This window comes from Fluviispira vulneris (assembly GCF_014281055.1).
Lineage (GTDB): Bacteria > Bdellovibrionota_B > Oligoflexia > Silvanigrellales > Silvanigrellaceae > Silvanigrella > Silvanigrella vulneris.
This window is the reverse complement of record NZ_JACRSE010000003.1, coordinates 121257-147818: the sequence shown is the minus strand read 5'-3', so window position 1 is coordinate 147818 and position 26562 is coordinate 121257. Positions and strand designations below refer to the sequence as shown.

Below are 26562 nucleotides of genomic sequence, written 5' to 3'. Positions count from 1 at the left end.
TTAAGAAAAAGTTATAATGATGATTAAATGTATAATATTAGAGATTTTTTCTAATATAGTTTATGTAAACAAGCTGGAATTTATCTAATAAAAGTACTGAATTGATGTTTTATTTTTTGTAACTATTTAATATTAAATGATTAATATTTTAATATAAATATTTCTTGACTTGTGATGTTAATTATGAAATTTTCTGCGCCTTGTTTTATATATTGACGTTTTTAAAGGATTTTTATGTTATTAAATAAATTAAAAAAATATATGCTTAAGTCTATAATTTTAGTACTTCCAATGACCTGTTTTGCTAAATCAATAGAATCATCAACTCAAACAAATAATATTATTTCAATAGAATCATCTCCTCAAACAAAGAAGAATAAATCAATAGAATCAGTTCCAGCGAAGCACGATTATGAAATAAATCCTCTTTACTCTAAAATTAATTTTGAGGTTGATCATCTCGTCGTGAGTTCAGTTATTGGAGAATTTAAAGAGTTTGAAGGTAAATTTAAGTTTAATCCAAAAGATTTTTCTCAAACCGAATTAATCGCAAGTGCAAAAGCATCGTCTATTGACACAGGGTTTAATCCAAGAAATGAACACTTAAAAAGTGCTGATTTTTTTGATGCCATTAAGTTTCCATTATTAACCTTTAAGTCAACATCAGCTAAAAAAACAGGTAAAAATACTTTAGATTTAACCGGTAATATGACCATTAAAGACGTAACAAAACCTGTGACATTTAAAATTATATATAAAGGTGAATTCAAAACTAAGGATGATATTAAGCAGTCTTTTAAAGCTACTGCAAAAATCAATAGAAAAGATTTTGGAATGAATTTTCAGATGCTTTTTGAAGCGACTCCAGCTATCGGTGATATTATTACAATAAGTATCACTTCTGAAGGTATTCATAAATTAAGTGATTCTACAAAAATATAATTTTTATTTTAAATGAATGCTACTCGCTCCAATTAAAACGGAATGTCGTCATCAATTGGGCGAGAGTTTTTACTGAAAGGTTGGCTGTTGTTACCAGAAGAAGCATAAGGGTTTTCATTTGAATAATAAGAGTCGTGCCCTTGGTCATTTGGTGGTGGAATGTCGTTGCTTTGGTCGCGATTTGCGTTTGAGCCAGCGCTTTCTAAGAACTGCATATTATTTGCAACAATTTCAGTTGTGTAGCGTTTTTGTCCCTGTTGATCTTGCCAAGAACGTGTTTGCAACTTGCCTTCAATATAAACCATACGCCCTTTTCTTAAATATTTATGTGCAAGCTCTGCCTGTCTTCCCCAAAGAACAACACGGTGCCATTCTGTTCTTTCTTCTTTATGGCCGTCTTTTGTCCAGGATTCGCTTGTGGCTATATTTAAAGTGCAGACTTGTTGGCCGCCTGCTGTACTTCTAATTTCAGGTTCTTGCCCAAGTCTACCAATAAGAATGACTTTATTTACACCAGACATAAAAAACTCCTCACAGTGTCCGAAAAAAATGAATGGGAAACAATTTTGCCCACCCAATAGGCTTATATTGAGTGTATTCGAGCGTCAATTGCTGAAAGCAGCTATGAAATATTTCGTATATATTGACCAGTTAGTGACCAATTGATTTTGCTTAATAAAATGTCAAAAAAGTAACTGTAAAATAATACTATATTATTTTAAAAAAGACTGGATGATAAGATAAAATATCCGATACACTTTGCCAATGGAACTTTTATACTTTTCCATTGAGCCTCACTTGCTGTCATTTCATAAAAGTGCTAGCGAATGAAGCTACATGGTGATTTGCTCTTTTGTTTTTTTGAATAAATCATATGGCATAGGCCTATTAATGTTTTTATGTTTGGGATCTTAACGGAGAAAGCATGAGTAACTTTCAAAGAACTTTAAAACGTTCTGTCTCTTTTTCTGGTGTCGGAGTTCATTCAGGAAGTGTTATTTCTGTTGAAATTCGACCAGCTTCTGCAAACACAGGTTTTATTTTTCAACGCACGGATCTGCTCAATAAGCCTTATATAAAGGCGGATATTAACTCTGTTTTCGATACAACATTAGCGACTCGCATTGGCTCGCCTGAGGCAAGTGTTTCTACTATTGAGCATTTGATGGCAGCATTCTTTGGTTTTGGTATAGACAACGCTATTATTGCTATAAACAATAGCGAAATGCCTATATTAGATGGTTCTTCAGCACCCTTTTTAACACTTTTTGATGAAGTGGGAGTTGAAGTGTTAAAGGAACCAAGAAAAGTTGTTGTGATTGATAAAGTCATTGAGGTCGTAGATGAAAAAAATCCAACTCGTTTCATGCGGGTTGAGCCTTCTAAAAAACCTCTTATTTCGTATGTGATTGATTTTGAAAGAGCGGCAGCCATTGGTCGTCAAAGTATTTCAATGCATTACACTGCAAAATCATTTTGTGAAGAATTTTCGTTTGCAAGAACCTTCTGTTTAAAAGAAGATATTGAACTCATGTATTCCAAAGGTCTCGCTAAAGGTGGATCGATGGAAAACGCTATTCTTGTTTCAAAAACAGAAGGCGTTATGAATCGCCAAGGATTAAGACATGAACAAGAATTTGTGAAGCACAAGGCTTTAGACTGTATAGGTGACCTTCATATGCTTGGAATGCCAATTTTAGGGCATATCATAGCTCACAAAGCAGGCCATGACCTGCACAATAAGCTTGCGCGTGCAATTATGGCAGAAGTGTCTTGCAGAAGCATTATTGTTCCTTCAGCAAAGGAAGCTGCTCGTTTCAAAGCTATTCTTTCTTTCCCCAAATCTCTTTCAGAGATTGATAGAAATCTTACTGGTCTTGCAGTTGGCTAAAATACAGCTAAACCTTTGACGGGAAAGCACCATAAGACTCTTTTTATGGTGCCGTCTGTTTTTCTATGGTTAGTCTTTTTAAATTATAATAAATATAGCTTTTTGCTTATTGACTCTCTTACGTTCAAGGTTAAGTTTCCAAGCGCAACCTTGTCACCCCTGTCGTTACTGATCTCGGCAGAGCTCTGGAGTAATTTTAAGATGGCTACAAAACGCGATTATTATGAAATTTTACAAGTCTCGAAATCTGCATCGGCAGATGAAATAAAAAAATCTTATCGAAAGCTTGCTGTCCAATATCACCCAGATCGAAACCCTGGGGATAAAGCAGCAGAGGAAAAATTCAAAGAAGCTGCTGAAGCTTATGAAGTTTTAAGTGATCCCGCTAAGCGTCAACGCTATGATCAATTTGGTCATGCAGGCCTCAATGCAGGTGGCTTTGGCGGTGGAGCTGGCTTTGGCAATGTGGATGATGTTTTCGAACACTTTGGTTCTATCTTTGAAGATCTCTTTGGCATGGGAGGCTCAAGTAGACGCAGTGGTGGTGGGAACAGGGCGCGTAAAGGAGGAGATCTTCGTTACGATCTCCGCATTTCATTCAAAGAATCTGTTCTTGGTACAGAGAAAAAAATTCAAATCCCCCGTAAATCAGCATGTGGCACCTGTGAAGGATCGGGAGCTGCAAAAGGGACAAAACCAGTTACGTGTTCAACTTGTCGTGGGCAAGGACAAGTTGCTGTTCAACAGGGCTTTTTCACTTATGCTTCAACCTGCCCTGACTGTAATGGCAGCGGTAAGCGTATTTCAACTCCTTGTGGTGATTGTAAGGGGTCAGGATTTCAAACAAAATCAAGTAATATCAATGTTAAAATTCCTGCCGGAATCGATACGGGTATGCGCTTGCGCGTCGGTGGAGAAGGTGAAGGTGGCGTAAATGGTGGACCTGCGGGCGATCTTTATGTCTTTATTGAAGTAGAACCAAATCATTTGTTTAAACGAGAAGAATTCGATCTTGTTTATTCATTAAAAGTTGGTGTAGCCCAAGCCATTCTTGGAACAGAAGTTATGATTGATTGCTTCGAAGAAGAACCGCGTAAAATTGAAATCCCTGCAGGTATTCAACCTGGACAAAGATTGGTCGTGCACGGTGCAGGAATACCAAAGCTTGAAAAATATGGCAGAGGTAAAGGCGATCTTATTATTGAAGTAAATGTTGAAATTCCAACAAAAATAAATAAAGAAGCGGAAGAGCATCTCAGAGCATTTGCCTTAAAAATGGGACAAAATGTAAAGAATAGCAATGGCTTTTTTGACAAAATATTTGGATAAAAATAACTCATGGCAATACAATTTTTTAATACGCTTTCTGGGAAAAAAGAACCATTTAAATCTCTGCAAAATGGAAAAGTAACAATGTATTGCTGTGGTGTAACCCCATATGGGAATACACATATTGGTCACAGCCGCACATTTTTCTCATATGATTTACTTTATCGTACTTTAAAAGATCAAGGTAATGAAGTTGATTGGGCACGTAATATAACTGATGTAGATGATAAAATTATTAATAAAGCAAATAGCGAAAATATTTCTTGCTCACAGCTTGTTTCAAGATATGTCTCAGAACAAAACGAAATGTTAGAGCTATTCAATTTACTTCGTCCTATGCACGAACCTAAAGTAACAGAAACAATACCACAAATCATCACTCTCATTGAAAAACTCATTGAAAAACAGTTTGCCTATGTGAGTCAGTCTGGTGTTTATTATCGCGTACGTAAATTCGAAGAATACGGTAAATTAAGTAAAAACAAAATAAATGATTTAAAAGCAGGAGCCCGGATAGAAGTAGACGAAACTAAGGAAGACGCTCTTGATTTTGCCCTCTGGAAGTTTGCAAAAGCAGGTGAAGTTTTTTGGTCCTCTCCTTGGGGAGATGGTCGTCCGGGTTGGCATGTTGAATGTTCAGCTATGATTCACTCGTTATTTGGCGATTCCATAGATATTCATATGGGTGGCAGAGATCTTATCTTTCCTCATCACGAGGCTGAAATAGCTCAGTCAGAAGCAGCATCAGGCAAACCTTTAGCAAGCACTTGGCTGCATGCAGGAATGGTGACTTTATACGGTGAGAAAATGAGTAAGAGCACCAATCATTTAGTTGCGATAAAAGATTTCTTAGCCAAATATCCATCTGAAGTTCTGCGCTTGGTTTTTTTATCCGTTTCTTATTCTCAAACTCTTGATTTTACATTCGAGTTAGCGACAGAAAACCTAAAGAAATTAGCTAAAATTTATCGTTTTGTTTCCTTGGTTAATAGCTATGCAGAGCAATCGAATTTAATTTCAGCTCAGAAAGAGTTTGATGGACTTATTTTTGCTGATTTAAGCAATCTTACTACTAAAATGAAAGAATTTTTAGCAGACGACTTAAATAGCAATGGAGCAATGGCGACATTTTTTGATTTCATTAAAAATGTCAATATCCAATTGGGTAAACTCGAAAAATCTGGGCAGAAATTAAGAGAAGAAGATATTCTTTTATTGAAAACAAAATGGCCTGAATTTAAAAATTGGTTGAAGACTACATTAGGAATTTTAATAGATGAGCCTAAAGTATTTTTTGAAAACTTAAGAAATTATAATTTAGGGACAGAGATTTCAGTCGAAGACATTGAGCTAAAAATTCAAGAAAGAACAAAAGCAAGAGCTGATAAGGACTGGGCAAAGTCCGATGCAATCCGCGATGAGTTGCTTGCGCAAGGGGTACAGATTCAAGATGCGCCCGCTGGAACAAAATGGACAGTGGTTATATAATGGCTCTATTGAATTTTAATACGCTTTCTTAGGAAAGCGTTTTTTTTATTTTCAAAGTATTCTTTTTGTTTTTAGGCGAAAAATAAGATAATCTAATCATAAGAATTATCAAGATTTCCTAAAAATCAGGTAGGATAACTTTTACTATGAATTTTTATTGGATTATTGTTTTTTTCAGTATGATGATCTTTTTAGAAAGAAAATATCCGTTGAGAAAATCAATACTTTCCAAAAAAAGGCGAGTTATTGTAAATATAATGTTTGCAATTATTTCTTATATAATTTCTCGATCTTTTGCATATCCTTTCATTTATATTTTTAGAGGAACTTATGGAATAGATCATTTTGGATTATTAAGATTAGTTGAGTTTAGTGAATTATTAAAGTTTTTATGTTCCTTCCTTATTTTGGATTATTCGCAATATGTTTGGCATCGAATAAATCACATTTTCCCATTTTTTTGGCGGTTTCATAAGGTACACCACAGTGATCCTGAAATGGATGCAAGCACTGCATTTCGTTTTCACTTCGCAGAACAATTTTTTGCTCAATTTTTTAGATTTTTTGTCGTTATATTCTTTGCAATTCAAATTGAATATGCACTTTTATATGATTTTATCAGCTTAATTGTTATTATTTTTCATCATAGCAATTATAATTTCAAATATGATCAACAATTTTCTAAAATTATAGTCACTCCTAGAATACATTCTATCCATCATTCAAGAGAGTTTGCTGAATTAAATTCAAATTTTTCAATGATATTTACATTTTGGGATAGGATTCATAAAACTTTTAAAAGTCAACCAGATCTTTTAGGTGCAAAAATTGGCTTAAATGAAATATCAGAGAGTGATGCAATAAAACCTTTGTACATATTAATGTGGCCGTTTAAAAAAAATAAAACGAAAACGGAATAGTATCTAAAGAAAGGATTAGCAATTTGCCTTTTCTTTATGAGTTCTCTGCACGGCATTTATTATCGAGTTCAGTTTAAATGTGACGGACTAATCTCTTTTTGCTATTTCCCCGTATACCTATTTATATAATAATTAAGGTAAGTTTGTTACATTCACATTGCTCTTAAGTTTATAATTATTAAGCGTATTTTAATAATTATTCTCATTTTTAAAAAGAAAACTGAACTTTTATTAATATTTAGAGGATAGATTAAGGATAAATGTTATGGATTCATTAAGTTATGAAACATATATCATGCCTTCACTCTATTCCGTATTAACTACGATAGGTTTACTTTTACTTTTATTATTATTAAAATTTATTTATAAAAAACTTATTATCAAAATCGTGGATTGGAAAGGTGTACGAATCCACTCAATAAAGTTTAGATCGTTTGAACTTTTGACTGCAGATAGAATTGTAGCTTCTCTGCTTTTCTTTTTTAAATTTTTAAGAGTTTTTATTGTATTAGCATTACTATATTTTTATATACCATTAATTTTTAGTTTTTTTCCTTGGACATCAGATTTAACTCCAAAAATATATAATTATATTTTAGATCCAATAAATAAAATTTTCCATGTTACTTTTAATTTTATACCTAATGTTTTTTTTATTGTTATAACATTTGTTATAACTAATTATATTTTAAGATTTGTTAAATTTATTTTTTTAGGGATAGAGAATGGTTCATTTCAGATTGAGGGTTTCTATAAAGATTGGGCAACCCCAACTTATAAATTAATTCGCATATTAATTATGTCATTTACATTAATTATTATTTTTCCATATTTTCCTGGATCGGGTTCTCCTGCTTTTCAAGGAATATCAGTTTTTCTAGGTGTTCTCTTTTCGTTAGGATCGAGTTCAGCAATCGCTAATATGGTTTCAGGTGTTCTATTAACGTATATGCGACCATTCAAAGTGGGAGATCGCGTTAAAATTGCAGATACCATAGGTGATGTCATTGAAAAAAATCTATTAGTTATTCGCGTAAGGACAATAAAAAACGTTGACATTACGATACCAAGTTCCATGGTTCTTGGAAGTCATATTGTCAACTTCAGTTCTTCTGCGCAGTCGCATGGTCTCATTCTAACTTCTGTTGTAACAATTGGCTATGAAACTCCTTGGCGAAAAGTAAATGAAATATTGATTAAAGCAGCATTAAAGACAAAAGACATACGTTCAGAGCCTCCACCATTTGTTTTGCAAGTGAAATTAAATGATTTCCATGCTTCTTATGAGTTAAATTGTTATACCAAGCAGCCCAATTTAATGGATGAAATACATTCAGAATTAAATCAAAATATTCAAGATTTATTTAAACAAGAAAATGTGATATTAATAACTCCAGCTTATTATAGTTTAATTCAAAAAGATCAGATTAAATAAAAGCTTAATGTTCAATCATGTTGCAAATCTCTTTAATTCAGCTCAATTTAATTTTCTAAAATTAATTGACAATTATGTTAGAATTATGATACATATTTTAATAATTTGATTATTGAAATATGTATTCACTTGAAGGTTCTTTATAATGTTCAAAAAAATAATGAGACATACTTTTTTACAAAAAGGATATCACTTATCAGTGAGTCCTAAAAATGAAGAAATTAAAGAGTTTATAAAAGAGCTAAGACCTTATGCGACTGAATACTCATTACTTCGATTCGGCTGTCCAGGAGATGGGGGGTACCTTGTGCCAAAGGACTTAGAGGAAATAGAATATTGCTTTTCTCCAGGAGTCTCTTGTCAATCCAGTTTTGAGTCCGATCTTGCGAAATTTGGTATAAAGTCTTTTATGGCAGATTATTCAGTGGAAACCCCTTCTATTCAGTCGGATTCTTTTTTCTTTGAAAAAAAGTATTTAGGTGAAGTAAATAATGATAAATATATGACATTACAAACATGGATGGATAAGTCATTACCTACAGGTTACTCAAAAGATTTGCTTTTACAAATGGATATTGAAAGTTCGGAATATAATGTCTTATTTGAAACAAGCGAAGAGACTTTAAAAAAATTTAGAATCCTAATTATTGAATTTCATGAATTGCATAGAATGTTTGATACCTTTGGTTTATCTTTTCTTAAACTATGTTTTAGGAAGATTTTAAAAGATTTTTATATCGTACATATCCATCCCAATAACTGGTCTCGATATGCTAAAAAAGGCGATATTGTCATTCCAGAGGTGATGGAATTTACTTTTCTAAGAAAGGACAGAGTGCAAAATCTCAATAAAGCTCAAGCTTTTCCTCATGCACTCGATTGTCAAAATAGACAAGATAAACCGGACATAATTTTACCGAGTTGTTGGTATAATTAAAAAATTATACTACTTTTTTTGTCTCGTATTTTATTATGTGAACTGGAATAAGTGAAATAATCATTAGTATAAAAATATATATATTTACACTTAAGAACTTATTTGTGCTTACTGTTATCATTTCAACTATCAGAGCGATTAGAAAATATCTAAAAACAAGTCCAAATGAATAAGAGCTGTAGCTTGAACTAGGAAAACGTGACATTCTATAATAAATAACATAAGAAATAGTAAGGGCTGAGCCAAATTGAAGACATATATATGCAAAGAAAATAGTAAATATAGGCATTGTGTATAAATAAGAAAGTAAATAGAATATGCCTAAAAAACAAAGTCCAAGTTTTATAAATCTATTCCCAGTAGTATAAATTGATTCAGAATTTTTTCTTTTAGAAATTAATTTTCCATAGAATGATCCAGCCATAAATGCTGCTACAATTAGAACTTGCCAAAGATATGCAAATTCTACTTTTCCTTCGTTCTTTAAAATAAATGTAGAAAATGTATTTGAAATGACAAGAGGTGCATATAAACTAGCAGCGACAATAACAAGAAAGACATGCTCTTTAAGAAAGAGTTCTTTCAACGAGATCTTTTTATTTAAGTCATAATTTTTTCTATTTAATTTAAACAGATCTTTTCTGAATAGAAATAAAAAAATGAAAATAAAAAATTGTATAATGCTCAAAAATATAAATATATAACTCCAGCTAAATATAGTTATAAATAGTTTACTAAAAAGTGGAGTTAAGATTAAACTTAAAGAGGTTATTATATTTAAAATAAAAATTGATTTTAATCCATCTTCTTTTTGCTGTGAAACCAATAAAAGCGTGGGAACCATGGCAATTATGCCACCACCAAAACCGCCCTCTAAAAATCTTAAAATAATTGATAAATGTATATTTTTATAAAAAATGTAATTTAAATTAAATAAAATAATTAAAATAAAACTGCATATAAAAATCACTTTTATTGGATTTCCGCGATCCCCTATAGGTGCGGCTGAAATTGCCCCTACTCCTAAGCCTATTAAATAAAAACTTGTGAAACTGGAAACATTTGTTTCTATCAGGTAATCTTTGAATATAATATGAGAAATAGGTAAAAAGAAATCAAGACCGATACAGGGTATCAAAAAGCAAAAAGAAAGTAAGTATTGAACACTCTTTGGAATTTCTTGCTTATTTAAATCGTGATTTTTTGTCATATTTTATTTTCTTTTTTTAGTATTAATTTTATGTCTTCTTTATTTCTAGTTAAATTTCGACTTTCAAGTAAAATAATTCCTAATAAAACTATAATTCCACCGATATATTGTTGAAAAGTTAATATTTCATCACAAAATATTGCACACATCACTGAAGAAAAAAATGGTTCGAGACATGCAATCATTGTAGCTCTTGTAGGACCAATATATTTAATAGCTGATAAATATAACCAAAAAGGAAGAAGTGTGCTTAAAAAGATAATAAAAAAAACGGATGGAATGATTAATAATAGATTTGAATGAGCGACTTTTGTTAAAATCAAGATTGGATTTTTAATGCAAAGCCAAAAAATAGAGGCAGCCCAAATTCCAAATGAAAGAATTTTAAGTGGAGAATATATTAAAAGTAAAGGTTTACTCAAAAGTGCATATCCTGCTAAACTAATAGCAGACAATAATCCAAAAACAATTCCTTTAGTATGGATTTCAATAAAGCCGATATTGTAGCCAATAGATAAAAATAATCCGGTTAGGATAAAGGCAAAAGAAAGGAACATTTTTTTAGAAAGTTTTTCCCATCCTAAAAATAATGCTATTATCCCTATAAAAACAGGCGCTAAATATTCTAGTAAAACAGCAATTCCTGCAGGAATTGTTTGGACACTCAAAAAATAAAAATAGGTATTGAGAGCTTGTCCTAAAAACCCGGCAGACAAGATGAAAAAAATATCTTTTTTTGAAAATATATTGATAAAGTCTCTTCTAAAAAATGCAAAAATCATAAGGACGATAGCAACTCCATATATCCTTAATTGAGATAAATCAGCTGCTGTGAAACCTTCCAGTTTTAATTGCTTTGCAAAAACAGATAATGTTCCCCAAAAAAATGCTGCAATAATTGCAAATAAAGTGCCAATAGAAAAAATCTTCATGTATATTCCTTCTATATTATCAATTTATTTTATAATTTCTTAAAGCATATCCTGCCCAAAATTGTTGTAATATCATTGCAGCTAGCTGAACTGTTTTAAAATTTTCGTCCAAAGGGGGAGAGACTTCAGTAATATCAAAACCAAAAATAGGATAATTTTTTGCTAAGTGAAATACTATATCAAACACTTCTTGTGGATAAAGTCCATGACTTGCGGGTACGCTCGTGCCGGGGGCAAATGCTTGATCTAGGGCATCGATATCAAGGGTTATATATAGACCATCTGTATTGCGTAATTGAGTTGAAATTTCTTCAAATAAAAAAGTTCCAGATCTTCTTATTTCGCTAGGAGTTTTGATCATTACACCATTCTTTTCAAGTTTATCGATATATGATAAGTTATAAAGAGGTGAGCTGGCTCCTAATTGTACCATATTCTTAAAACAAATAATATCTGAAGCAGTATGAACCCAATGACCAGAATGTTCATTTCCAATTATTGGTTCGCGACAATCTAGATGCGCATCTATCATGACAAGACCAATTTTTTTGCTGCTGTGTTGTTCTTGAATTGCTCGTAATAATGGATCTGTAATCGAATGATCTCCACCCAAAGTAACAAGCGTATAATTATGTGGTGTTTTTAAAGCAGCTTTATATATTGATTCGTATGCTAATTTAAAATTATGATTAGGAAGTACAGAGCCCATATGAAATATAGGGATTTTCGATAAATCAACCCGCCGGTCTAAATTAGTAGCACTTAAACTATTTAGGGCTTCTAAAATTGCCTTAGGCCCAAAACGTGCTCCAGGACGGCTGCTAACAGCATAATCAAATGGTACTTCTAAAAAACTCAGTCCATAATTGAGTTTAGGTGGATCTTTAATCCATAAGTCTTTAATCCAAGTTATTGAATTATCTTCTACAGCTTTTATTCCTTTCACTGTTCCACCTCTACGATTGATTTCTCATAAACTTTTCTAGCTCTTCCTATTGCTTGCTCAGCATTTTCTCCGCTTACTAAAACTCGACCAATAAGATCTGCATTTGAACTAGGATAGCAGACTTCTGAGTTGAAAGGTTTCCAGATATTTATGTACTCAACACCTGGCATTTCTTTTAGCGTATCTAAATTAATATTTTTTAATTTTCCACTTTGAAATGCATGTAATCCGATAACAGCAACACCAATATTTTTATTATTTTTTTCCAATTTTAATGGGATCCCCAATGCTATATCAACAATGGCTTGAGCAGTATTTATTCCAGTGGCTAATGGAATTCCATGTGATCCCATCATATCACCAATAATTCGGGGGTTGACTTCAACTATTTTAACGAATCCATTGTTATCCACTCTGAATTCTGTATGAATGACCCCGCAACAAATAGACAAAGCATCGAGTGCTTTTTCAATCTGTGAAAAATAAAAATTGTTACATTCGCTTATATATGGGAAAGAAGCTGATTGCTCAACGAATTCACCTTTATTTTCAATACCTATAAAATCATCTTTACGCATAATTCCTAAAAGGTGTCTTTTGCCTCCATATTCCTGAAAAGTTTCGCAGCTAAATTCTTGTCCATCAATATATTTTTCTAAGAGGATTTCTTTGGATATTTTTTGCCCCGATGACAAATATTCAAACTTTTTAAATTCCTCAAAATATTTTTGCAAATCTTTATGGTCAGAAATTTTTACTACAAAAATACTATCATTTGCATTTTGAGGTTTTGTTATAATTGGGAAACCAACTTTGTCTACAAATGGAATTGCGTCATTTATATCTACTGCAAGGGTGAATGCAGGATTTAACTCAGGACATTTTTCGTTTAATATAACTCTTGTTAAATATTTATTTCTTGCAGATAACGCAGATTTATATCCCATGCTTATACAATTAAATTCAGAAGCTGCAAGAGCTGCCTCTGGAACATAAAAGTCATTTGTAGTTGTTATTCCATCAATTGGATTTATTTGATTAAGACAAGTTAAAGTTTTAATCAATTCATGATGATCATTTGTATTGCAATCAATAATTGAAATATCTTTTAAAAAATCATATTGATTTAAATTTTTATTTTTAGTTATTAAAGTTACCTTATATCCTACGCTTTTAGCATATTCAATCGTTTTTTCGCCTGCACCAGTTAAAGAGAGCTCAATGAAAACAATATGAAAATTTTTGCTTTTATTATGGTTCATCTTCATAAATCCTTTTCTTTACTTCTAATAAATTCTTAAATATTTTTTAGAAATTAATGGTTTTTAAAAGTATTTATCCCGCCAAGATGCCCTGTAAAATCTAATCCTTTTTCCAATATTTCATCGGAACCATACTTTAATTTAAAATTATAATATTCTTCAAGTTTTCTTTCAATTCCTTTTGACTCAACACCATCCCAAACTCGTTCTCTTAAAACACAAAAACCATTTTGATTCGGTTCTCTTACTTTTTTTGCAAACTTGGAATTCCAAATTTCACTCAAAGAGTTCTTTTTAATATGTCCTAAGAATCTTCCTAAACCATTACAATCATAAACTTCACCAAATAGATTAACAAATAACCCAACATTTACTTGTCTGCATCGATAACCACCCGCTAAAGGAAAAGAAATCTTATATTCTAATCCATATTCTTTCCGATCAATTTCTGCGAGTGTTTTCAACAAATGGCTACTTTTTTCTCTCTCTAATATTTTACTCTTTGTATCTGCTAAACCTTCTGGAATTAAAGTTGAAATATAACTATGGATATTATTATCGCGACACCAGCGAAAAATATCGCTTACTTCTTCAATATCTATGTAGCTAGGTGTGACTACCATATCTATTGCCATACGCGTTGGTATAGTTCGATTAAAACCTCTTTCAATTAATAAATGAAGAGCGTTTTCTGATTTTTTTCCATAACCTTTAACCCGAACCATTCGATCTTGCACATCATGATTTCTGTGATTATATTTTAAGAAAATAGTGGCATTATTTTCATACAATCTATCTATGTTTTTATCATCTATATGATATCCACTTGTAAACACAACCGAAGTCATATCTATACTTTTAATATGTTCAATTATTGACCAAAATCCAGGATCGATCATGGGTTCCCCTGCCCCAGGAAATTCAACAGTTTCTGCTCCAAGCTCTTTTGCTTGATTGATTAGATTTATTCTTTCATCAGTTGTTAATTCAATTCTATTTGGTATGTTATTAAAGCGATCTGGTGTTCTATCACAATAAAAACATTTTAATTTACATTCTCCTGTTAAATCCATATCTAAGTGAAGAAGTCTATTTGATTTTTTTGCATTTTGTACAACATCTGATGAGTAATTAGTACCTTTGGCCCAAAGCATTTCAATCTGATTTTTTGCTTCTTGAATATGTTTCATAATTTAATCCTTCCTTTGAAAAATAAAGAAATTCTTATAATAAAAAATAAAATTAATAGGTAGATAAATTGTTTTAAAAATTTTGTCAATAATTGTTTTATAAGTAATATTAAAAGGAAAAATCTTTATGTTTTTTTGGTAATCTAATATTTATGTTCAATATAAGAGAAAGTATTTATTTTTGAAAATTAAAATTATTTATAATTGAAAACATGAGGAAAAAACACTTAAAACATGTATTTATTATTTTTAAATAAATTCAATAAACAACTATTCTCAATAAAATTAAAAAAGTACTTTTAAATTTGACAAGCAGAAATAAGAAGTGCATTTAAGTTTATTTTTAAATTATTCTCGTTATAATTGCTTATTCAATTTCAAATATATTGAAATTAAAAAACATGAAAGGGTTTAGTTTGAGAGAATTTGCTGGGCTCCCTCGAAGTTTATATATATTATTAGTAGGCCATTTCATTAATAGATTAGGTTCTTTCGTAGTTATGTTCTTGGCCGTTAATTTAACAAATACGAATCAGTTTACTGTTGAATTTATAGGAGTAATTGTTTCGATTTTGGGAGTTGGAAGTTTTCTTGCAGGGCCTTTAGGTGGGCTTTTATCAGACTTATATGGAAGAAAAAAAATTCTTGTTTGGTCTTTACTTTTTAATTCAATATTATTGCTAATTTTAGCTTTAGTTAAGAGTAAAATATCAATATTAACCGTCGTTTTTCTTTTAGGATTTCTGGGTAATATGTATAGACCAGCAGCTTCATCGCTTATATCAGATATTGTGCCAAATAATGATTTTTTAAGAGCATATCGCCTTTACCATTGGTCATTTAATTTAGCAGGGACAGTAGGTGCTGCTCTTGCAGGTTATATACTATCCAAAGGTTTTTTTCTATTAAGTGCTATAAATGCTTTTTCTTCATTTATATATGCGTTAGTAATTTGGATATTTATTAAAGAAATTAAAACTCAAAAAGTAGCCCGAAAGATTTCTCTTTTATCTAAACCTTTTTTTGACCCTATATTTTTTAAATTATTTATGATTACTACTATCGGAAATATTGTATTTACCCAGTTATATGTTTCATGGGCAATTGATTTAACTAAACGGGGGATATCTACAACAGAATATGGTTATCTTCTTTCTGTAAATGGTCTCTTAATAATTTTTTTACAACCTCTTCTTGGTCCTTATATCCGAAATTTTAGGCCTAAATATGTTTTAGCGCTTTCGGCCATATTAATTGGAATTGGATTTGGAATGAATGCATTTACAGGGACTTTTTTATATTATTTGGTTTCCGTTGCTTTTTGGAGTTTAGGGGAAATAATTTCTGCAGGTATAGTTCTCTCAATTGCAGCTAAAATTGCACCCATTGAGCTAAAAGGAGTTTATCAAGGCACTTGTCAAATGACATTCACTATTCCTCAGTTTATTTCTCCTATTTTTGGTTCATTTATTTTAGGAAATTTTGGAAGCACAACTCTATGGATTTCTTGTTTTATAATAAACGTTTTTGTAGCTATTGCTTATTTAATATTTGAAGAATATGATAAAACGAATGAATTATCTCGTGCAACAATGATTAAGAGAATATAAATAATTATTATATAAAATATTATAAAGGCGTTATGAATGATACAATTTATTGAATGGAAAGATTTTGAGAAGATTGAATTGCGTTGTGGCACAATTGTTGAAGTTGCCCTGAATGAAAAAGCTTTAAAGCCTGCTTATATCCTTAAAATATTTTTTGGTGAAAATATTGGATATAAAATAAGCTCAGCACAAATCAAACAGAATTATACTCAGCAAGAATTAATAAATAAAAAAATTATTGCCGTTATGAATTTTCTTCCCAAAAAAGTTGCTGGAGTCAAATCTGAAGTACTGGTCTTAGCAACCGTTTGTGAAATTAAAGGAACTCTTTTGATCGAGCCTCATTCTTCAGCTATTCCTGGGAGTCAGGTTTTATAAGAGAATCTAAACTCATTTATATGAATATAAATTGGTAAATAACGTCATTATATATAAATAAGAAAGTAAATAAGATATAACTAAAAAACAAAATCCAAATTGTATAAATAGATTTGAAATTTAAAATCATGAAATATATTAAAGGATTTTTTAATTGAAATTGTCCAATTTCATCAATTAAGAAGTATGAAGAAAATTACAAAATAAATACGTATGCTTCATAGGGATTGGATCACCTTAGTGTCTTCCAGTTTTTTAGGACTCCCTCATTTGGTGCGCCAGAGGAGAAGCAATACTGAATAATGAAATCTTCACCAGTCATATAAGCAATGACTGCAGAGATTGAAATGCTTCCTAATTTTGCCCACTCTCTTTGTTTAGGGTACGGGCGGTTTATTCCGGCTTTATCGAAATGGTCATTAACGTCATAAAACGGACCTGATCTAACAGCGATATTCGTATCAATTTTGTAAAGGTTTGAATCTAAAATTTGTTGAGCAAAAAGAGGATCAATGGTTTTAACCATACCATAAGATCCAGTGGAGACCCATTGACTGTCATGTTTAACTCCTTTTGGAGGTGATTTTGCATCCTGAATCTTATTGCTGGAATAGCACCCTGTGACATGTTCGATAAGCTTAATGGTTCCATCTTCGTTCCAAGGTTTAAATCCTTCTCTACAAATAACGGATGGTGGTCTTTGATCCCATCGATAAAGAAACTGAGGGAGGGATTTTCCACTCATGATCCTACCCAATATTCTTTTTTGTCGCTGTATTGAAGCAAGCATAAATTTCTCCTCGTAGAATTAAGTAATGACATTTGCCTTCCTGCAGCTTTGTCATATGCGCATGTAACAAAAAGAGAATAAAATCAAAAAATTATTATAAATATTTTTATGTCTTTAATAAAAGCAAAAAAATATTTAAAAAACTTATACTAAAAAAATATGATTTTGAAAATAATATTTATTTATCTAATAAATTTAAATATATGTATATTTATGTCTTATCACGAGTTTCCTATCGTGAAAGGTCGGGTTCAAAATATTTTCATTTTAAATTCAATCATATGCATTTTAATTTATTGAGATCGAATCCAACACATAATTCTAATATCGTTTTTAAATAGAATGAGCATGACTAGTTAATGCTTAATAAATTGATTTTATAAATCTTTATTTTCTTCTTGAACTTTTGTTAGTTCAAATTTTGAAACTTAAATTTTTTTTATTTTCTTCTGATAAATTCTTATAAAAAGAGATAAGTTAATTTAATCAATCAGTTTCATTTTTTTAGGAGAGTCATTTTACAAAATCAACTTGCGCCAGTGCGCCAACTGTTTTTGCAAGAGAAACAAACAGACTGGTCAAAATTACCAACTATGGTTTAAATAAACAGAAATAATTATAAATTGTGCAATGGATAATGTAACAGCTTGGGAAGAGTCAATTTTTTTAAACCTATGAGTTACTGATCTTTTAAAATAAATTTCTATGCCTTCTTATTCATCCATCAACTCAGGAAAACGACTGAGGATTATTTTTTCTATTTCTACTGAATTTTCTTCCAGGGCTTTTCCAGTAACATCGAGAACCGGCCAGCGTTTATTGCGTTTGAAAATTTTACGACTCCACTCTAACTCTTCGAAGATTTTTTCTATATCCGCATAATCGCCTATTTCGTCAGTTCCAAGTGCTTCTATTCTCGCTGCGCGAATTTCCGCGAGCCGTGTGGGATCGATTATGAGAGCTATAATTTTATTTTGATCTATATTTTCTAGTTCTTTTGGGGGCTCAATACCTGGAACAAGAGGTATATTTGCAACCTTATATCCTTTATGGCCGAGATACATTGAAAGTGGTGTTTTTGAGGTGCGTGATACACCAATTAGAACTATATCTGCTTCTGAGAGATCGCTCGATATTATACCATCATCGTGTCGCACAGTGTACTCAATTGCACTGATTCTCTTAAAGTATCCTTCATCTAATTGGCGAAGCAGACCTGGAATGGCGCTCGGTCTTCTTCCCAGTTGCTCTGAAACTGTTTCCATTAAAGGGAATAAAACATCGACAACTTTAACTCCAAGCTGCATAGAGCGAGAAATTAAAAATATTCTAAGTTCTGGATCCACCAGTGTTGCTACAACCGTTGCTTTTTTATTTCGTGCATTTAAAAGAATTTCTTCAAGCATTTCTCTGCGACGGATTTTATTAAAGCGTTCGATATGAATATCTGCGTGATCGAATTGGACGCGGACAGCTCTAACAATACTGATTGCTGTTTCACCAGTGCCATCTGACACAGTAAATATATTTGGCACGCTTGTGTCTGTTTGCTTAAGCATAGTAGAAAACCTCTTATATAACCGTAATTTCAGATAATTTTTGGGTTGGCAATTGGCAGCCATTTTTATTACAATATGAATAACTTATTTCAATATTTTGTGCAAATAAATCATTACAGTATTTGGTTAAATTTTCCAAACTGTATTTGTCGTTGCAGGAATTTCCTATAACAAAATATTTTGAATCAATAGAAAAAATATGTGAATAAATTTGATTAAAATGTTCGAGAGTCGCTAATTTATTGTTCGATTCATTTAAAATAATAACATTTTTATGTTCAAACCATTTTACTTTTTGTAGCATCTGAGCGCAGGCAATAGGAACATTTTCAGATAAAGAAACGGTATTTGAAAGTGAAATAAGTGCAAGTGACTCAAGCATTTTATGTTCACTTTGAGTGATTGATTCATATTTTCCAGTAGCGCCAAGCCATGCTATTATTCTAGAAATACTTCCAAATATTGCTGAATGTGCACTGTGGATGACATTATCTTCAGGTTTTGTTGGTCTATTAACATGATCTTCCTGTTTTGCAGAATAGTATAAAATACCTTCAATTGGATCAACAAAATTTTTATGAATTTCTTTAACTATATTTAAAATTTCTTTTAAAAGTGAATGACATCCTGTTACAAGAAGTGTTTCTGTGCAAGCTTCAAGCAAATATCCTAAGTCGTCTGAAAATGCATTTATGTTTGCTGAAATTCCGTTATAAACATGTTTATATTCATTGTTTACTTTGAAAATATTTAAAATATTAACTAGTTTATTTAGCGCGGATTCGAACATATCTGTATTATTTAAATATAAAGCAGAATGTAATAATCCTGTAACAGCTAAACTGTTCCAACTGAGAAGACATTTGGTGTCAAGTTCTGGACGAATACGTTTTCCACGCTCTTTAAAAAGTAATTCTTTCGCTTGCTGCTTATAAGTATTAAACTCACTCATCGATATATTGTTTTTTTTGCAAAATTTGTTAACATCTTCAGGTATTGTTAGTATATTTGTACCATCAAAGTTACCATTTAATGTAATATTAAAATAACTCTGAGCAAATTCTTTTAATTCAAAATTATTATTAAAAACGTCTGAAAAGTCATCATGAAAAAATGTATAAAATAACCCTTCTTCACCATCGCTATCAGCATCTTCAGCGCTAAAATATAAATTACAAGAATTATTTTTTAGATCTCGTTCTAAATAAGAATAAATGTTTAGTGCTGTTTCTTTAAGCTCAGAAGCTAATTCTTGGTTTTCATTTTTTAAGATACAATGTGCTGCAGAAAAAAGTGATATAATTTGAGCATTATCATAGAGCATTTTCTCAAAATGTGGCACAAGCCATTGAGTATCAACACTATAACGAGCAATTCCTCCACCAATTTGATCAATTATCCCACCACACCGAATCTTATTTAATGTAAAAATAGCATGTGCAACATTTGTCTTATTTTTAGAGAAAAGAAGGGCTGATAATTTTGCTGGCTGAGGAAACTTAGGAGCTCTACCAAACCCTCCATTGATTTTATCTGAATCAAGTTCCAATAAATCGATCAGTCTATTATAAGTATTTTGCAGATTTTCAATTATTTTTTCTGTTGTTAAAGAATTGTCGTTTAATTTTTTTTCAAGCGTGACTAAACTTGTTGATTGAGATGTTTCTTTTAAATATTCTAAAATTTTACTACTTCGTTCATTAATATCTTTCTTATTTTCATCATAAAATTTTGCAATAGCAGATAGAACATCTTTAAATGAGGGTTGGCCATATTGTGCTTCTAGAGGGAAGTATGTTCCTCCATAAAATGGCTTGAGATCTGGAGTTAGAAATACACTTAAGGGCCAGCCTCCATGTTTTGTCATAAGCTGTACAGCTTCCATATATATTTCGTCTATATCTGGCCGTTCTTCGCGATCCACTTTTATATTAATAAAGTTTTCATTTAAGAAATCAGCTGTTTCTTTATCATCAAAGCTTTCATGCGCCATGACATGACACCAATGGCAACTTGAATATCCTATTGATAAAAAAATAGGTTTATCTTCTTTTTGCGCATGTTCAAATGCATCTTTGCGCCAGGGATACCAATTGACAGGATTATTTTTATGTTGAAGAAGATAAGAACTTGTTTCTTTATTCAATTTATTTTCAGACATTTATAGTAACCTACTTCTTTGTTAATTTTCATCAGGGTTGATTATTTTATCTGATATTCTCTTTTGGATTTCATCAGAATGTATTTTTTCTATACTCTCATTAAAGCGAGAAATATATATTCTCCTAATGACAACTTCTTCATCAATACGATTAATAAGAGTGCTATGATTCTCTACTGGCTCCAAAAAGCGTAGAGAGTGGACATCTTTTATTATAATTTTAAAATTATTTTTCGAGGATTCTTCTCGTCCTTTGGGTGAAAATCGAGTTAAATTTGTGCTATTTTCAATTATTTCTGAAGGACACCAAATTTCTTTTAAAAATCCAACGATAGCTGGACAAAGAGATGGGGTTGATCTGTAGGAAGTTTTAGGAATAAATTCTTCATAAACTCTCTTCCAAAGTTTTCGATTGTACACGAGATCGTTTAAAATATTGCTAAGATAATCGGTGATTTTATCAGCAAATTTTTCTTTTAAATAGGGGATAAAAGTATGATCATCTAATTTTAAATATTCATCAATTTGTGTAGGTAAAGTAAAGCTAGGTAATTGTCTATTAATATGTTGAAGCATTGCTTCACAAGCAGTGACTGTTTTGTGGAAATAGACCTGTTGATACATACTCCAGCGTGCTCGTAAATAATCTTCAAAGGCCGACACGCCGCTTCGGCGCATAGCTAAGTGATATTGAGATGTTTTTGTATTTAAGTAGAATCCAACTGAGTCTAAAATACGCCCTAAATCAAAAAAGCCATAGACTATGCCACATTCTCTTGAGTCGCGTAAAAGATAGTCCATTCTATCTGCATCGACTTCACCACTGACTATTTCATGTAAGAGATTTCTTAAGCCACTTTTTGCAAGGTCATTTTCTGGATGGGGTTCTACGGAGAGGTCTAATACAGCACAGATGTCTTGCCCCATTTTTTCTGAAAGAAATTCGTGGTCAAAATTGAATATTTTGGCAATAATAAGAAGAGTATACACTTCGTGGCGAATATTTAATTCTAAGAAATTTGCGTTTTGTTTTTTTAACTTATGGATCTTTTTATGTAGTGACTTAGCCAGCCAATCAGGGAGTTTCAAAGAATCTATATTATTTTCAAAATTCTTCCAAGTGACCATAAAGCGTTCACCAGAATGACTGAAAGGCGCATGACCACAATCATGAAGAAGGGCAGCAAAGCGCAAGCATTGAGAAAGATACACACTTTTTTCTAGGAAATTCAGAGCCTTATCGGTTGAGCTGAGGGAGCCATTGGTTTTTTCACTCTCCCACAAGCTTTCACAAATGTGTTTTGGAGTTGCTTGATATGCAGAATCGAGAGCAGAAAGCAATCTACGTTGATTTGCGATTATTGAGTTGAGAACAAGGCCTGCCACATGCATAACTCCTAAAGAATGCTCAAAGCGAGAGTGCGATGCGCCAGGAAATGCATATTGAGTGAAAGCGGTTTGGTTTATGCGTCTAAGTCTTTGAAATTCTGGTAGATCTATGATTATTTTTTCGGCTTCTGTAAATGGAATGGTATCATGCAGAGAATCACGAATTTTTCCGATAAATGTGAGGCTAGATGTGTTTTTATCAACTACAGAATACCCCTTCCAACCTGAAATAAGTCCCATTTTTTCTCCTTTTATAAACTACGTAACAAAAAATGTATAAATGTTAAATAGCTGCGCAAATTCTATGCAAAATAAATTGACAAAGACTGTTTGTCTAGGGTATTGTTGCTGATGCTTTGACTTACGAAAGCAGACTCATTTAAGTCTCGTTTTTGATGCATGAAGTTTAGGGGCGTCCGACACACAAAGTTTATATGCGTTGAGAAATGTTGGTTGAACCCTGGTTTCACATTCGTATCAGAGTTTTTTACTTACATTCTCTCTAGGCGACTCATTATTAGGTTTTTTTGAAAGTGTCAAATCTTAACTTCAAGTTTTTCACTACAGTTATATGAAGATAACTTTTTGAAATTGATTTGAAAATTTTTGTATTCAATAATTTTTGGGTACTTTGGGGGCTCCTTGGTTTTTTCATCAATGAAATCTGTTTGCATAAGAATAAAGTTATTAAATTTAGATAGTATTACATTTTTTATTTAAAAACATAAGTGTAACTCGTTGTTTTGCTTGAATTACTCTGCCAAGTTTCAACGGGTTTTATCTTTTTTCTGGAGGTCTTGCTGCATGAATGCTGAAAAATTCTATGATTTTACTGTTGGTCAAAAAGCTGTTTATCCTTGCCATGGTGTTGGAACAATAGAAAACATTGAAGAATGCAGTATTGGTGGGGCTCAGCAGGATTTTTACGTCTTAAAAATCCATTCTACTGGTGCAAAAGTCATGGTTCCCACACGTGCTGCAAAGACTGTAGGACTTCGTTCCGTAATTTCTCTTCCAGATGTGGAAAAAGTTTTTCAAATCTTGCAATCTCCTTCTAAAAAATCGACTGCAACTTGGAATCGTCGTTTTAGAGCTTTAAACGATAAGCTTAACACAGGCGATCTCGTTGAAATTGCAGAGGTTTTAAGAGATCTTTCCTCTCTTAGCTCTGACAAAGAGCTTTCTTTTGGCGAAAAGAAAATGCTTGAACGAGCTCGTAATATGCTCGTGTCTGAAATTTCTGTTGCCCGCGGCGAAGAAAAAAGTGTGATAGAACATGAATTAAATCATATCCTTTTTGCGATTTAAGCTTGCTTTTAAAAAAAAGCCCCTCTTCTCGAGGGGCTTTTTTTTGTTAAAAATTTACGAAGTGTCTATTCTTCTACTTGAGACAGAAAGTCTTTAGCAAATTTTGAAAATGTTCCAGCTACAATCGTTTCACGGATTTTCTCCATAAGGCGTTCGTAAAACCAGGTATTATGATAAGCAATTAGCTTCCAGCCTGTGGGTTCTTCGCATTTTGTTAATTGATGTAAATAAGCTCTGGTAAATCGTTTACAAACGTAACAAGCGCAAGAAGGATCAATTGGATTTTGATCACGCGCATGGAAAACTCTTCGCATTTTTACTTTACCAGAGAATGTATAAGCAACCCCTTGGCGAGCATGGTTTGTTGGTATGATACAGTCGAACATATCGATACCTGCTCGTACACTGCGAACGAGATCGTGTGGGGTACCAACTCCCATAAGGTAACGAGGTTTGTGAGTCGGTAAAAGACGAGCCGTGAATTTGGTGAAATGTTCCCGTTCTTCATCTGTTTCCCCAACAGCTAATCCTCCAACTGCATAACCATCAAAATCAAGATCGACTAATGTCTCTGCGCTTTCTTTACGGAGATTCTCGTGAATTGCTCCTTGGACAATACCAAATAGTGAATTCTCATCTTTTGTTTTTGCAAGTTTACAGCGTTTAGCCCAGCGATGAGTTCTTTGCATGGCATCGACGCAAACTTCGTATGGACTAGTGGAGGGAACGCAAACATCAAGAACCATCATGATATCTGACCCAATAGTTTCTTGAAAGGCAATGTCACTTTCCGGTGTGAGACGCTTATAACTTTGGTCAATATAACTTTTAAATGTAACTCCTTTTTCACCAATAACCCTTTGGTGTGGCAGGGAGAAAATTTGGAATCCACCGCTGTCTGTTAAAATGGGTTTATTCCAGCCAATGAGTTTATGGTAACCGCCAACATCTTTTAAAATTTCTGGCCCTGGACGCAGATACAAATGGTATGTGTTCCCTAAAATTATTTGCACGCCTATCTCTTCGACTTCAGTGTGATCAAGGGTTCTCACCGCTCCGAAAGTTCCTACTGACATAAAAACGGGGGTTTCGATGGTTCCATGAGCTGTGTGGACTCGTCCGCGTCTTGCTTCTGAGTGGGGATCTTTGGCAATGTAATCGAATTTTAGAGGCATGAGTCTTAGATCCAGTATGTGATTTGAATTTTTAAATGCTATAAACAATCAAATGACGATAGCTTGTTTTATTTAACAAGTAGGTAAAAAATTTCAAGTTTTAGTTGGAGAAGATTAAGATATTGCTCTCAATTCAGGGTTTTCCAGAGAGCAGAGGCTTGAAGATCATCTAATTGATGTTTTTTAAATTCATATTTAAGTGCTTTAAAAATTCCAGGAGAAAAATCCCGCCAAAATTTCTTCACAAGTTTAGGATTGCTGCTACTCAATTCTAAAGTTATGGTTGGAATTACTCTTTCATTACCTGCATAGTTACCTAAACTACCTGGATAAATTCCAAAGTCTTTTATTTTATAATTGCCAGCACTTCTAGATAGAAGCTCTGTTAAATTGCGAGCCTTTTTCTGTTGCTCAGTTTGTGGTCCAATTGTTAGAAGTTTAGGTATTTCGTAATCTAAGTCGAGAAATGCAAGGGGAGCATGAATAGATATAACTTTATTTGGCTGAAATTTGTTTATTAAGTCTGCTTGAAAGCGTGTTCCTTGCTCAGAGTTCGGAAATCTTCCAGGAAACTTTCTCTTATCCCGATCTTTTGAGTTATACCATATTTGATAAGCGTATTTACTCCAAGTGGTTGTTGGGAAATTTCTATTTAAATCAACTCCATTAGCATTCGTTCTTTTAGGGGGATTTGCAAAAAATCCGTCTGGATTCACAAGTGGTGCAATGATAACTCTTGAATCTTTATATAGGTTAGGATTTTTATTTAAGGCTTCTGCAAATTGGAATGCCAGATGAACTGGTGTGAGTTCATCTGGATGCACTCCTCCTAAAATGAGAGTGACATTGCGTCTTTGGCTTTCATCAAAACCAGATGAATTATCTGCAAACTCCCAGTATACTAACGGTTTTCCATTTTCACTCACATAATTATAGGTTAAAGGTAAGGAAAAGCAGGGGCTTTTACCCCAATCAAGTTTTTTGTAAGTGTAATCAACTCTTTGACATAAATCAGAGATTTGTTTTTGCATTCTTAAACGATATGAGTCATTCAAAACCTGTAAAGCATTGATAGGTAAGCCGCTGAGATTGTAGAGAGCTGTGGGGAAACTATTCAAACTAAACGGTAAAGGGTTAACCTCTTCAAATTCTAGAGGAAAATATGAGGCAAAAATATTTTGGCTTATGAGAAAATTAATGAATAGTATTAATGGTTTGAATTTGAATTTGCTCGAATTTGGAGCAATAGCCATGAATTTCCTCACAAAAATTTATAAATATTTAGATTACATCATAGAAAATATCGGCTAAATTTATTGCAACACGATATACTTTTCAGTGCAAGTCTTCCGTCATGAACCAAACTATGCTAATATTTTAAGGGTTAACTTTCTTAGTAAGTTAGGCGGCTCCTATAATAAGCATTCTCAGCTTGTTGTTAGACTTTAAAAAAGGTAGTCAATTTGTATGAAAAACTCAGTTCAGTATAATAATGTAAAAAGTTTTATAGATGAAAAAATATCACCAGGTGTGGCTGCACATGGTGGAGAGGTTAATATTATTAGCCTTGATAATAATATTTTAACTTTGGAGCTCTCAGGATCTTGTGGGAGTTGCTCTATACAAGCTTATACATCTGAGTCAATTTCTAATTATATATTAGAAGAATTCCCTGATTTAGAAGATGTTATCGTAACAGACTAACTTAAG

23 protein-coding genes are annotated in these 26562 nt (G+C 32.4%); 11 read left to right on the top strand and 12 right to left on the bottom strand.

Annotation, left to right across the window (positions count from 1 at the left end; all coding sequences use genetic code 11):
• Positions 1-234 precede the first annotated feature (234 nt).
• Entirely contained in the window at positions 235-942 is a 708-nt protein-coding gene (locus H7355_RS07450; RefSeq protein WP_186646226.1) for a YceI family protein, read from the top strand.
• A 32-nt stretch (positions 943-974) separates the two neighbouring features.
• Here H7355_RS07450 and H7355_RS07445 read toward each other — a convergent pair whose 3' ends face one another.
• The gene (locus H7355_RS07445; RefSeq protein ID WP_186646224.1) at positions 975-1463 is read right to left on the bottom strand and encodes a single-stranded DNA-binding protein; all 489 of its coding nucleotides are present in this window, start codon (positions 1461-1463) and stop codon (positions 975-977) included.
• Positions 1464-1867: 404 nt separating this feature from the next.
• On the opposite strand from H7355_RS07445, the gene lpxC reads away from it, so the two are divergent.
• From lpxC to H7355_RS07415, 6 genes are all read left to right on the top strand, one after another.
• Positions 1868-2833 carry a UDP-3-O-acyl-N-acetylglucosamine deacetylase gene (gene lpxC, locus H7355_RS07440; RefSeq protein WP_186646222.1) on the top strand — a complete coding sequence of 322 codons (966 nt, stop codon included), beginning with the start codon at positions 1868-1870 and terminating at the stop codon, positions 2831-2833.
• 201 nt (positions 2834-3034) lie between these two features.
• Positions 3035-4162, top strand: coding sequence for a molecular chaperone DnaJ (gene dnaJ, locus H7355_RS07435; protein ID WP_186646220.1), 1128 nt, complete (start codon positions 3035-3037; stop codon positions 4160-4162).
• 9 nt (positions 4163-4171) lie between these two features.
• A complete protein-coding gene (cysS, locus tag H7355_RS07430) occupies positions 4172-5650 on the top strand; it encodes a cysteine--tRNA ligase (protein ID WP_186646218.1) in 1479 nt (492 codons plus the stop codon).
• Between the two features lie 146 nt (positions 5651-5796).
• Complete coding sequence (locus H7355_RS07425; protein WP_186646216.1) at positions 5797-6570, top strand: sterol desaturase family protein; 774 nt, start codon at positions 5797-5799, stop codon at positions 6568-6570.
• 265 nt (positions 6571-6835) lie between these two features.
• Positions 6836-8005, top strand: a complete 1170-nt coding sequence (locus tag H7355_RS07420) for a mechanosensitive ion channel family protein (RefSeq protein ID WP_186646214.1) — start codon at positions 6836-6838, stop codon at positions 8003-8005.
• A 145-nt stretch (positions 8006-8150) separates the two neighbouring features.
• Entirely contained in the window at positions 8151-8942 is a 792-nt protein-coding gene (locus H7355_RS07415) for an FkbM family methyltransferase (RefSeq protein ID WP_186646212.1), read from the top strand.
• Positions 8943-8946: 4 nt separating this feature from the next.
• Here H7355_RS07415 and H7355_RS07410 read toward each other — a convergent pair whose 3' ends face one another.
• The 5 genes from H7355_RS07410 to H7355_RS07390 are packed head-to-tail and all read right to left on the bottom strand — an operon-like array spanning position 8947 to position 14482.
• A complete protein-coding gene (locus H7355_RS07410) occupies positions 8947-10152 on the bottom strand; it encodes an MFS transporter (RefSeq protein ID WP_186646210.1) in 1206 nt (401 codons plus the stop codon).
• Positions 10149-11084 carry a DMT family transporter gene (locus H7355_RS07405; protein ID WP_186646209.1) on the bottom strand — a complete coding sequence of 312 codons (936 nt, stop codon included), beginning with the start codon at positions 11082-11084 and terminating at the stop codon, positions 10149-10151. The genes H7355_RS07410 and H7355_RS07405 overlap by 4 nt, the downstream gene beginning before the upstream one ends.
• Before the next feature lie 19 nt (positions 11085-11103).
• Positions 11104-12030, bottom strand: a complete 927-nt coding sequence (locus H7355_RS07400; protein ID WP_186646208.1) for an agmatinase family protein — start codon at positions 12028-12030, stop codon at positions 11104-11106.
• Positions 12027-13292 carry an ATP-grasp domain-containing protein gene (locus tag H7355_RS07395; RefSeq protein WP_186646207.1) on the bottom strand — a complete coding sequence of 422 codons (1266 nt, stop codon included), beginning with the start codon at positions 13290-13292 and terminating at the stop codon, positions 12027-12029. Before H7355_RS07395 ends, H7355_RS07400 begins: the two co-directional genes overlap by 4 nt.
• 53 nt (positions 13293-13345) lie before the next feature.
• On the bottom strand, positions 13346-14482 hold the full coding sequence (locus H7355_RS07390) for a radical SAM/SPASM domain-containing protein (protein ID WP_186646206.1): 1137 nt from the start codon (positions 14480-14482) through the stop codon (positions 13346-13348).
• A 386-nt stretch (positions 14483-14868) separates the two neighbouring features.
• On the opposite strand from H7355_RS07390, the gene H7355_RS07385 reads away from it, so the two are divergent.
• Together H7355_RS07385 and H7355_RS07380 are read left to right on the top strand one after the other, a co-directional pair.
• Complete coding sequence (locus H7355_RS07385; protein WP_186646205.1) at positions 14869-16092, top strand: MFS transporter; 1224 nt, start codon at positions 14869-14871, stop codon at positions 16090-16092.
• A gap of 36 nt (positions 16093-16128) precedes the next feature.
• Positions 16129-16470, top strand: a complete 342-nt coding sequence (locus H7355_RS07380) for a tRNA-binding protein (protein ID WP_186646203.1) — start codon at positions 16129-16131, stop codon at positions 16468-16470.
• A 232-nt stretch (positions 16471-16702) separates the two neighbouring features.
• On the opposite strand, the gene H7355_RS07375 is transcribed toward H7355_RS07380, so the two are convergent.
• The 4 genes from H7355_RS07375 to H7355_RS07360 form a co-directional block, all read right to left on the bottom strand.
• Positions 16703-17260: a hypothetical protein gene (locus tag H7355_RS07375; protein WP_186646201.1), complete on the bottom strand. Its 558-nt coding sequence runs from the start codon at positions 17258-17260 to the stop codon at positions 16703-16705.
• A gap of 713 nt (positions 17261-17973) precedes the next feature.
• The gene (locus H7355_RS07370) at positions 17974-18819 is read right to left on the bottom strand and encodes a pyruvate, water dikinase regulatory protein (RefSeq protein WP_186646199.1); all 846 of its coding nucleotides are present in this window, start codon (positions 18817-18819) and stop codon (positions 17974-17976) included.
• Positions 18820-18832: 13 nt separating this feature from the next.
• Complete coding sequence (locus H7355_RS07365) at positions 18833-20980, bottom strand: thioredoxin domain-containing protein (protein WP_186646196.1); 2148 nt, start codon at positions 20978-20980, stop codon at positions 18833-18835.
• A 21-nt stretch (positions 20981-21001) separates the two neighbouring features.
• Complete coding sequence (locus tag H7355_RS07360) at positions 21002-22609, bottom strand: HD domain-containing protein (RefSeq protein ID WP_186646194.1); 1608 nt, start codon at positions 22607-22609, stop codon at positions 21002-21004.
• Positions 22610-23173: 564 nt separating this feature from the next.
• Between H7355_RS07360 and H7355_RS07355 the strand changes: the two genes are divergently transcribed.
• Positions 23174-23677 (top strand): CarD family transcriptional regulator, encoded by a 504-nt coding sequence (locus tag H7355_RS07355; protein ID WP_130612494.1) that lies wholly within the window; start codon positions 23174-23176, stop codon positions 23675-23677.
• A gap of 65 nt (positions 23678-23742) precedes the next feature.
• Here H7355_RS07355 and tgt read toward each other — a convergent pair whose 3' ends face one another.
• Together tgt and H7355_RS07345 are read right to left on the bottom strand one after the other, a co-directional pair.
• Entirely contained in the window at positions 23743-24852 is a 1110-nt protein-coding gene (gene tgt, locus H7355_RS07350; protein WP_186646193.1) for a tRNA guanosine(34) transglycosylase Tgt, read from the bottom strand.
• 128 nt (positions 24853-24980) lie between these two features.
• Complete coding sequence (locus H7355_RS07345; protein ID WP_186646191.1) at positions 24981-26105, bottom strand: M14 family zinc carboxypeptidase; 1125 nt, start codon at positions 26103-26105, stop codon at positions 24981-24983.
• Between the two features lie 214 nt (positions 26106-26319).
• Between H7355_RS07345 and H7355_RS07340 the strand changes: the two genes are divergently transcribed.
• Positions 26320-26556 (top strand): NifU family protein, encoded by a 237-nt coding sequence (locus H7355_RS07340; protein ID WP_130612485.1) that lies wholly within the window; start codon positions 26320-26322, stop codon positions 26554-26556.
• The last annotated feature ends 6 nt before the right edge of the window (positions 26557-26562 follow it).

Bases quoted from the DNA above. Each gene is read 5' to 3' on its own strand.
- tgt (WP_186646193.1), bottom strand. From the start codon at position 24,852: ATGCCTCTAAAATTCGATTACATTGCCAAAGATCCCCACTCAGAAGCA.
- H7355_RS07415 (WP_186646212.1), top strand. From the start codon at position 8,151: ATGTTCAAAAAAATAATGAGACATACTTTTTTACAAAAAGGATATCAC.
- H7355_RS07420 (WP_186646214.1), top strand. From the start codon at position 6,836: ATGGATTCATTAAGTTATGAAACATATATCATGCCTTCACTCTATTCC.
- H7355_RS07360 (WP_186646194.1), bottom strand. From the start codon at position 22,609: ATGGGACTTATTTCAGGTTGGAAGGGGTATTCTGTAGTTGATAAAAAC.
- H7355_RS07390 (WP_186646206.1), bottom strand. From the start codon at position 14,482: ATGAAACATATTCAAGAAGCAAAAAATCAGATTGAAATGCTTTGGGCC.
- H7355_RS07445 (WP_186646224.1), bottom strand. From the start codon at position 1,463: ATGTCTGGTGTAAATAAAGTCATTCTTATTGGTAGACTTGGGCAAGAA.
- lpxC (WP_186646222.1), top strand. From the start codon at position 1,868: ATGAGTAACTTTCAAAGAACTTTAAAACGTTCTGTCTCTTTTTCTGGT.
- H7355_RS07370 (WP_186646199.1), bottom strand. From the start codon at position 18,819: ATGCTTAAGCAAACAGACACAAGCGTGCCAAATATATTTACTGTGTCA.
- dnaJ (WP_186646220.1), top strand. From the start codon at position 3,035: ATGGCTACAAAACGCGATTATTATGAAATTTTACAAGTCTCGAAATCT.
- H7355_RS07405 (WP_186646209.1), bottom strand. From the start codon at position 11,084: ATGAAGATTTTTTCTATTGGCACTTTATTTGCAATTATTGCAGCATTT.
- H7355_RS07395 (WP_186646207.1), bottom strand. From the start codon at position 13,292: ATGAACCATAATAAAAGCAAAAATTTTCATATTGTTTTCATTGAGCTC.
- H7355_RS07380 (WP_186646203.1), top strand. From the start codon at position 16,129: ATGATACAATTTATTGAATGGAAAGATTTTGAGAAGATTGAATTGCGT.
- H7355_RS07450 (WP_186646226.1), top strand. From the start codon at position 235: ATGTTATTAAATAAATTAAAAAAATATATGCTTAAGTCTATAATTTTA.
- H7355_RS07345 (WP_186646191.1), bottom strand. From the start codon at position 26,105: ATGGCTATTGCTCCAAATTCGAGCAAATTCAAATTCAAACCATTAATA.
- H7355_RS07425 (WP_186646216.1), top strand. From the start codon at position 5,797: ATGAATTTTTATTGGATTATTGTTTTTTTCAGTATGATGATCTTTTTA.
- H7355_RS07355 (WP_130612494.1), top strand. From the start codon at position 23,174: ATGAATGCTGAAAAATTCTATGATTTTACTGTTGGTCAAAAAGCTGTT.
- H7355_RS07375 (WP_186646201.1), bottom strand. From the start codon at position 17,260: ATGCTTGCTTCAATACAGCGACAAAAAAGAATATTGGGTAGGATCATG.
- H7355_RS07410 (WP_186646210.1), bottom strand. From the start codon at position 10,152: ATGACAAAAAATCACGATTTAAATAAGCAAGAAATTCCAAAGAGTGTT.
- H7355_RS07365 (WP_186646196.1), bottom strand. From the start codon at position 20,980: ATGTCTGAAAATAAATTGAATAAAGAAACAAGTTCTTATCTTCTTCAA.
- cysS (WP_186646218.1), top strand. From the start codon at position 4,172: ATGGCAATACAATTTTTTAATACGCTTTCTGGGAAAAAAGAACCATTT.
- H7355_RS07340 (WP_130612485.1), top strand. From the start codon at position 26,320: ATGAAAAACTCAGTTCAGTATAATAATGTAAAAAGTTTTATAGATGAA.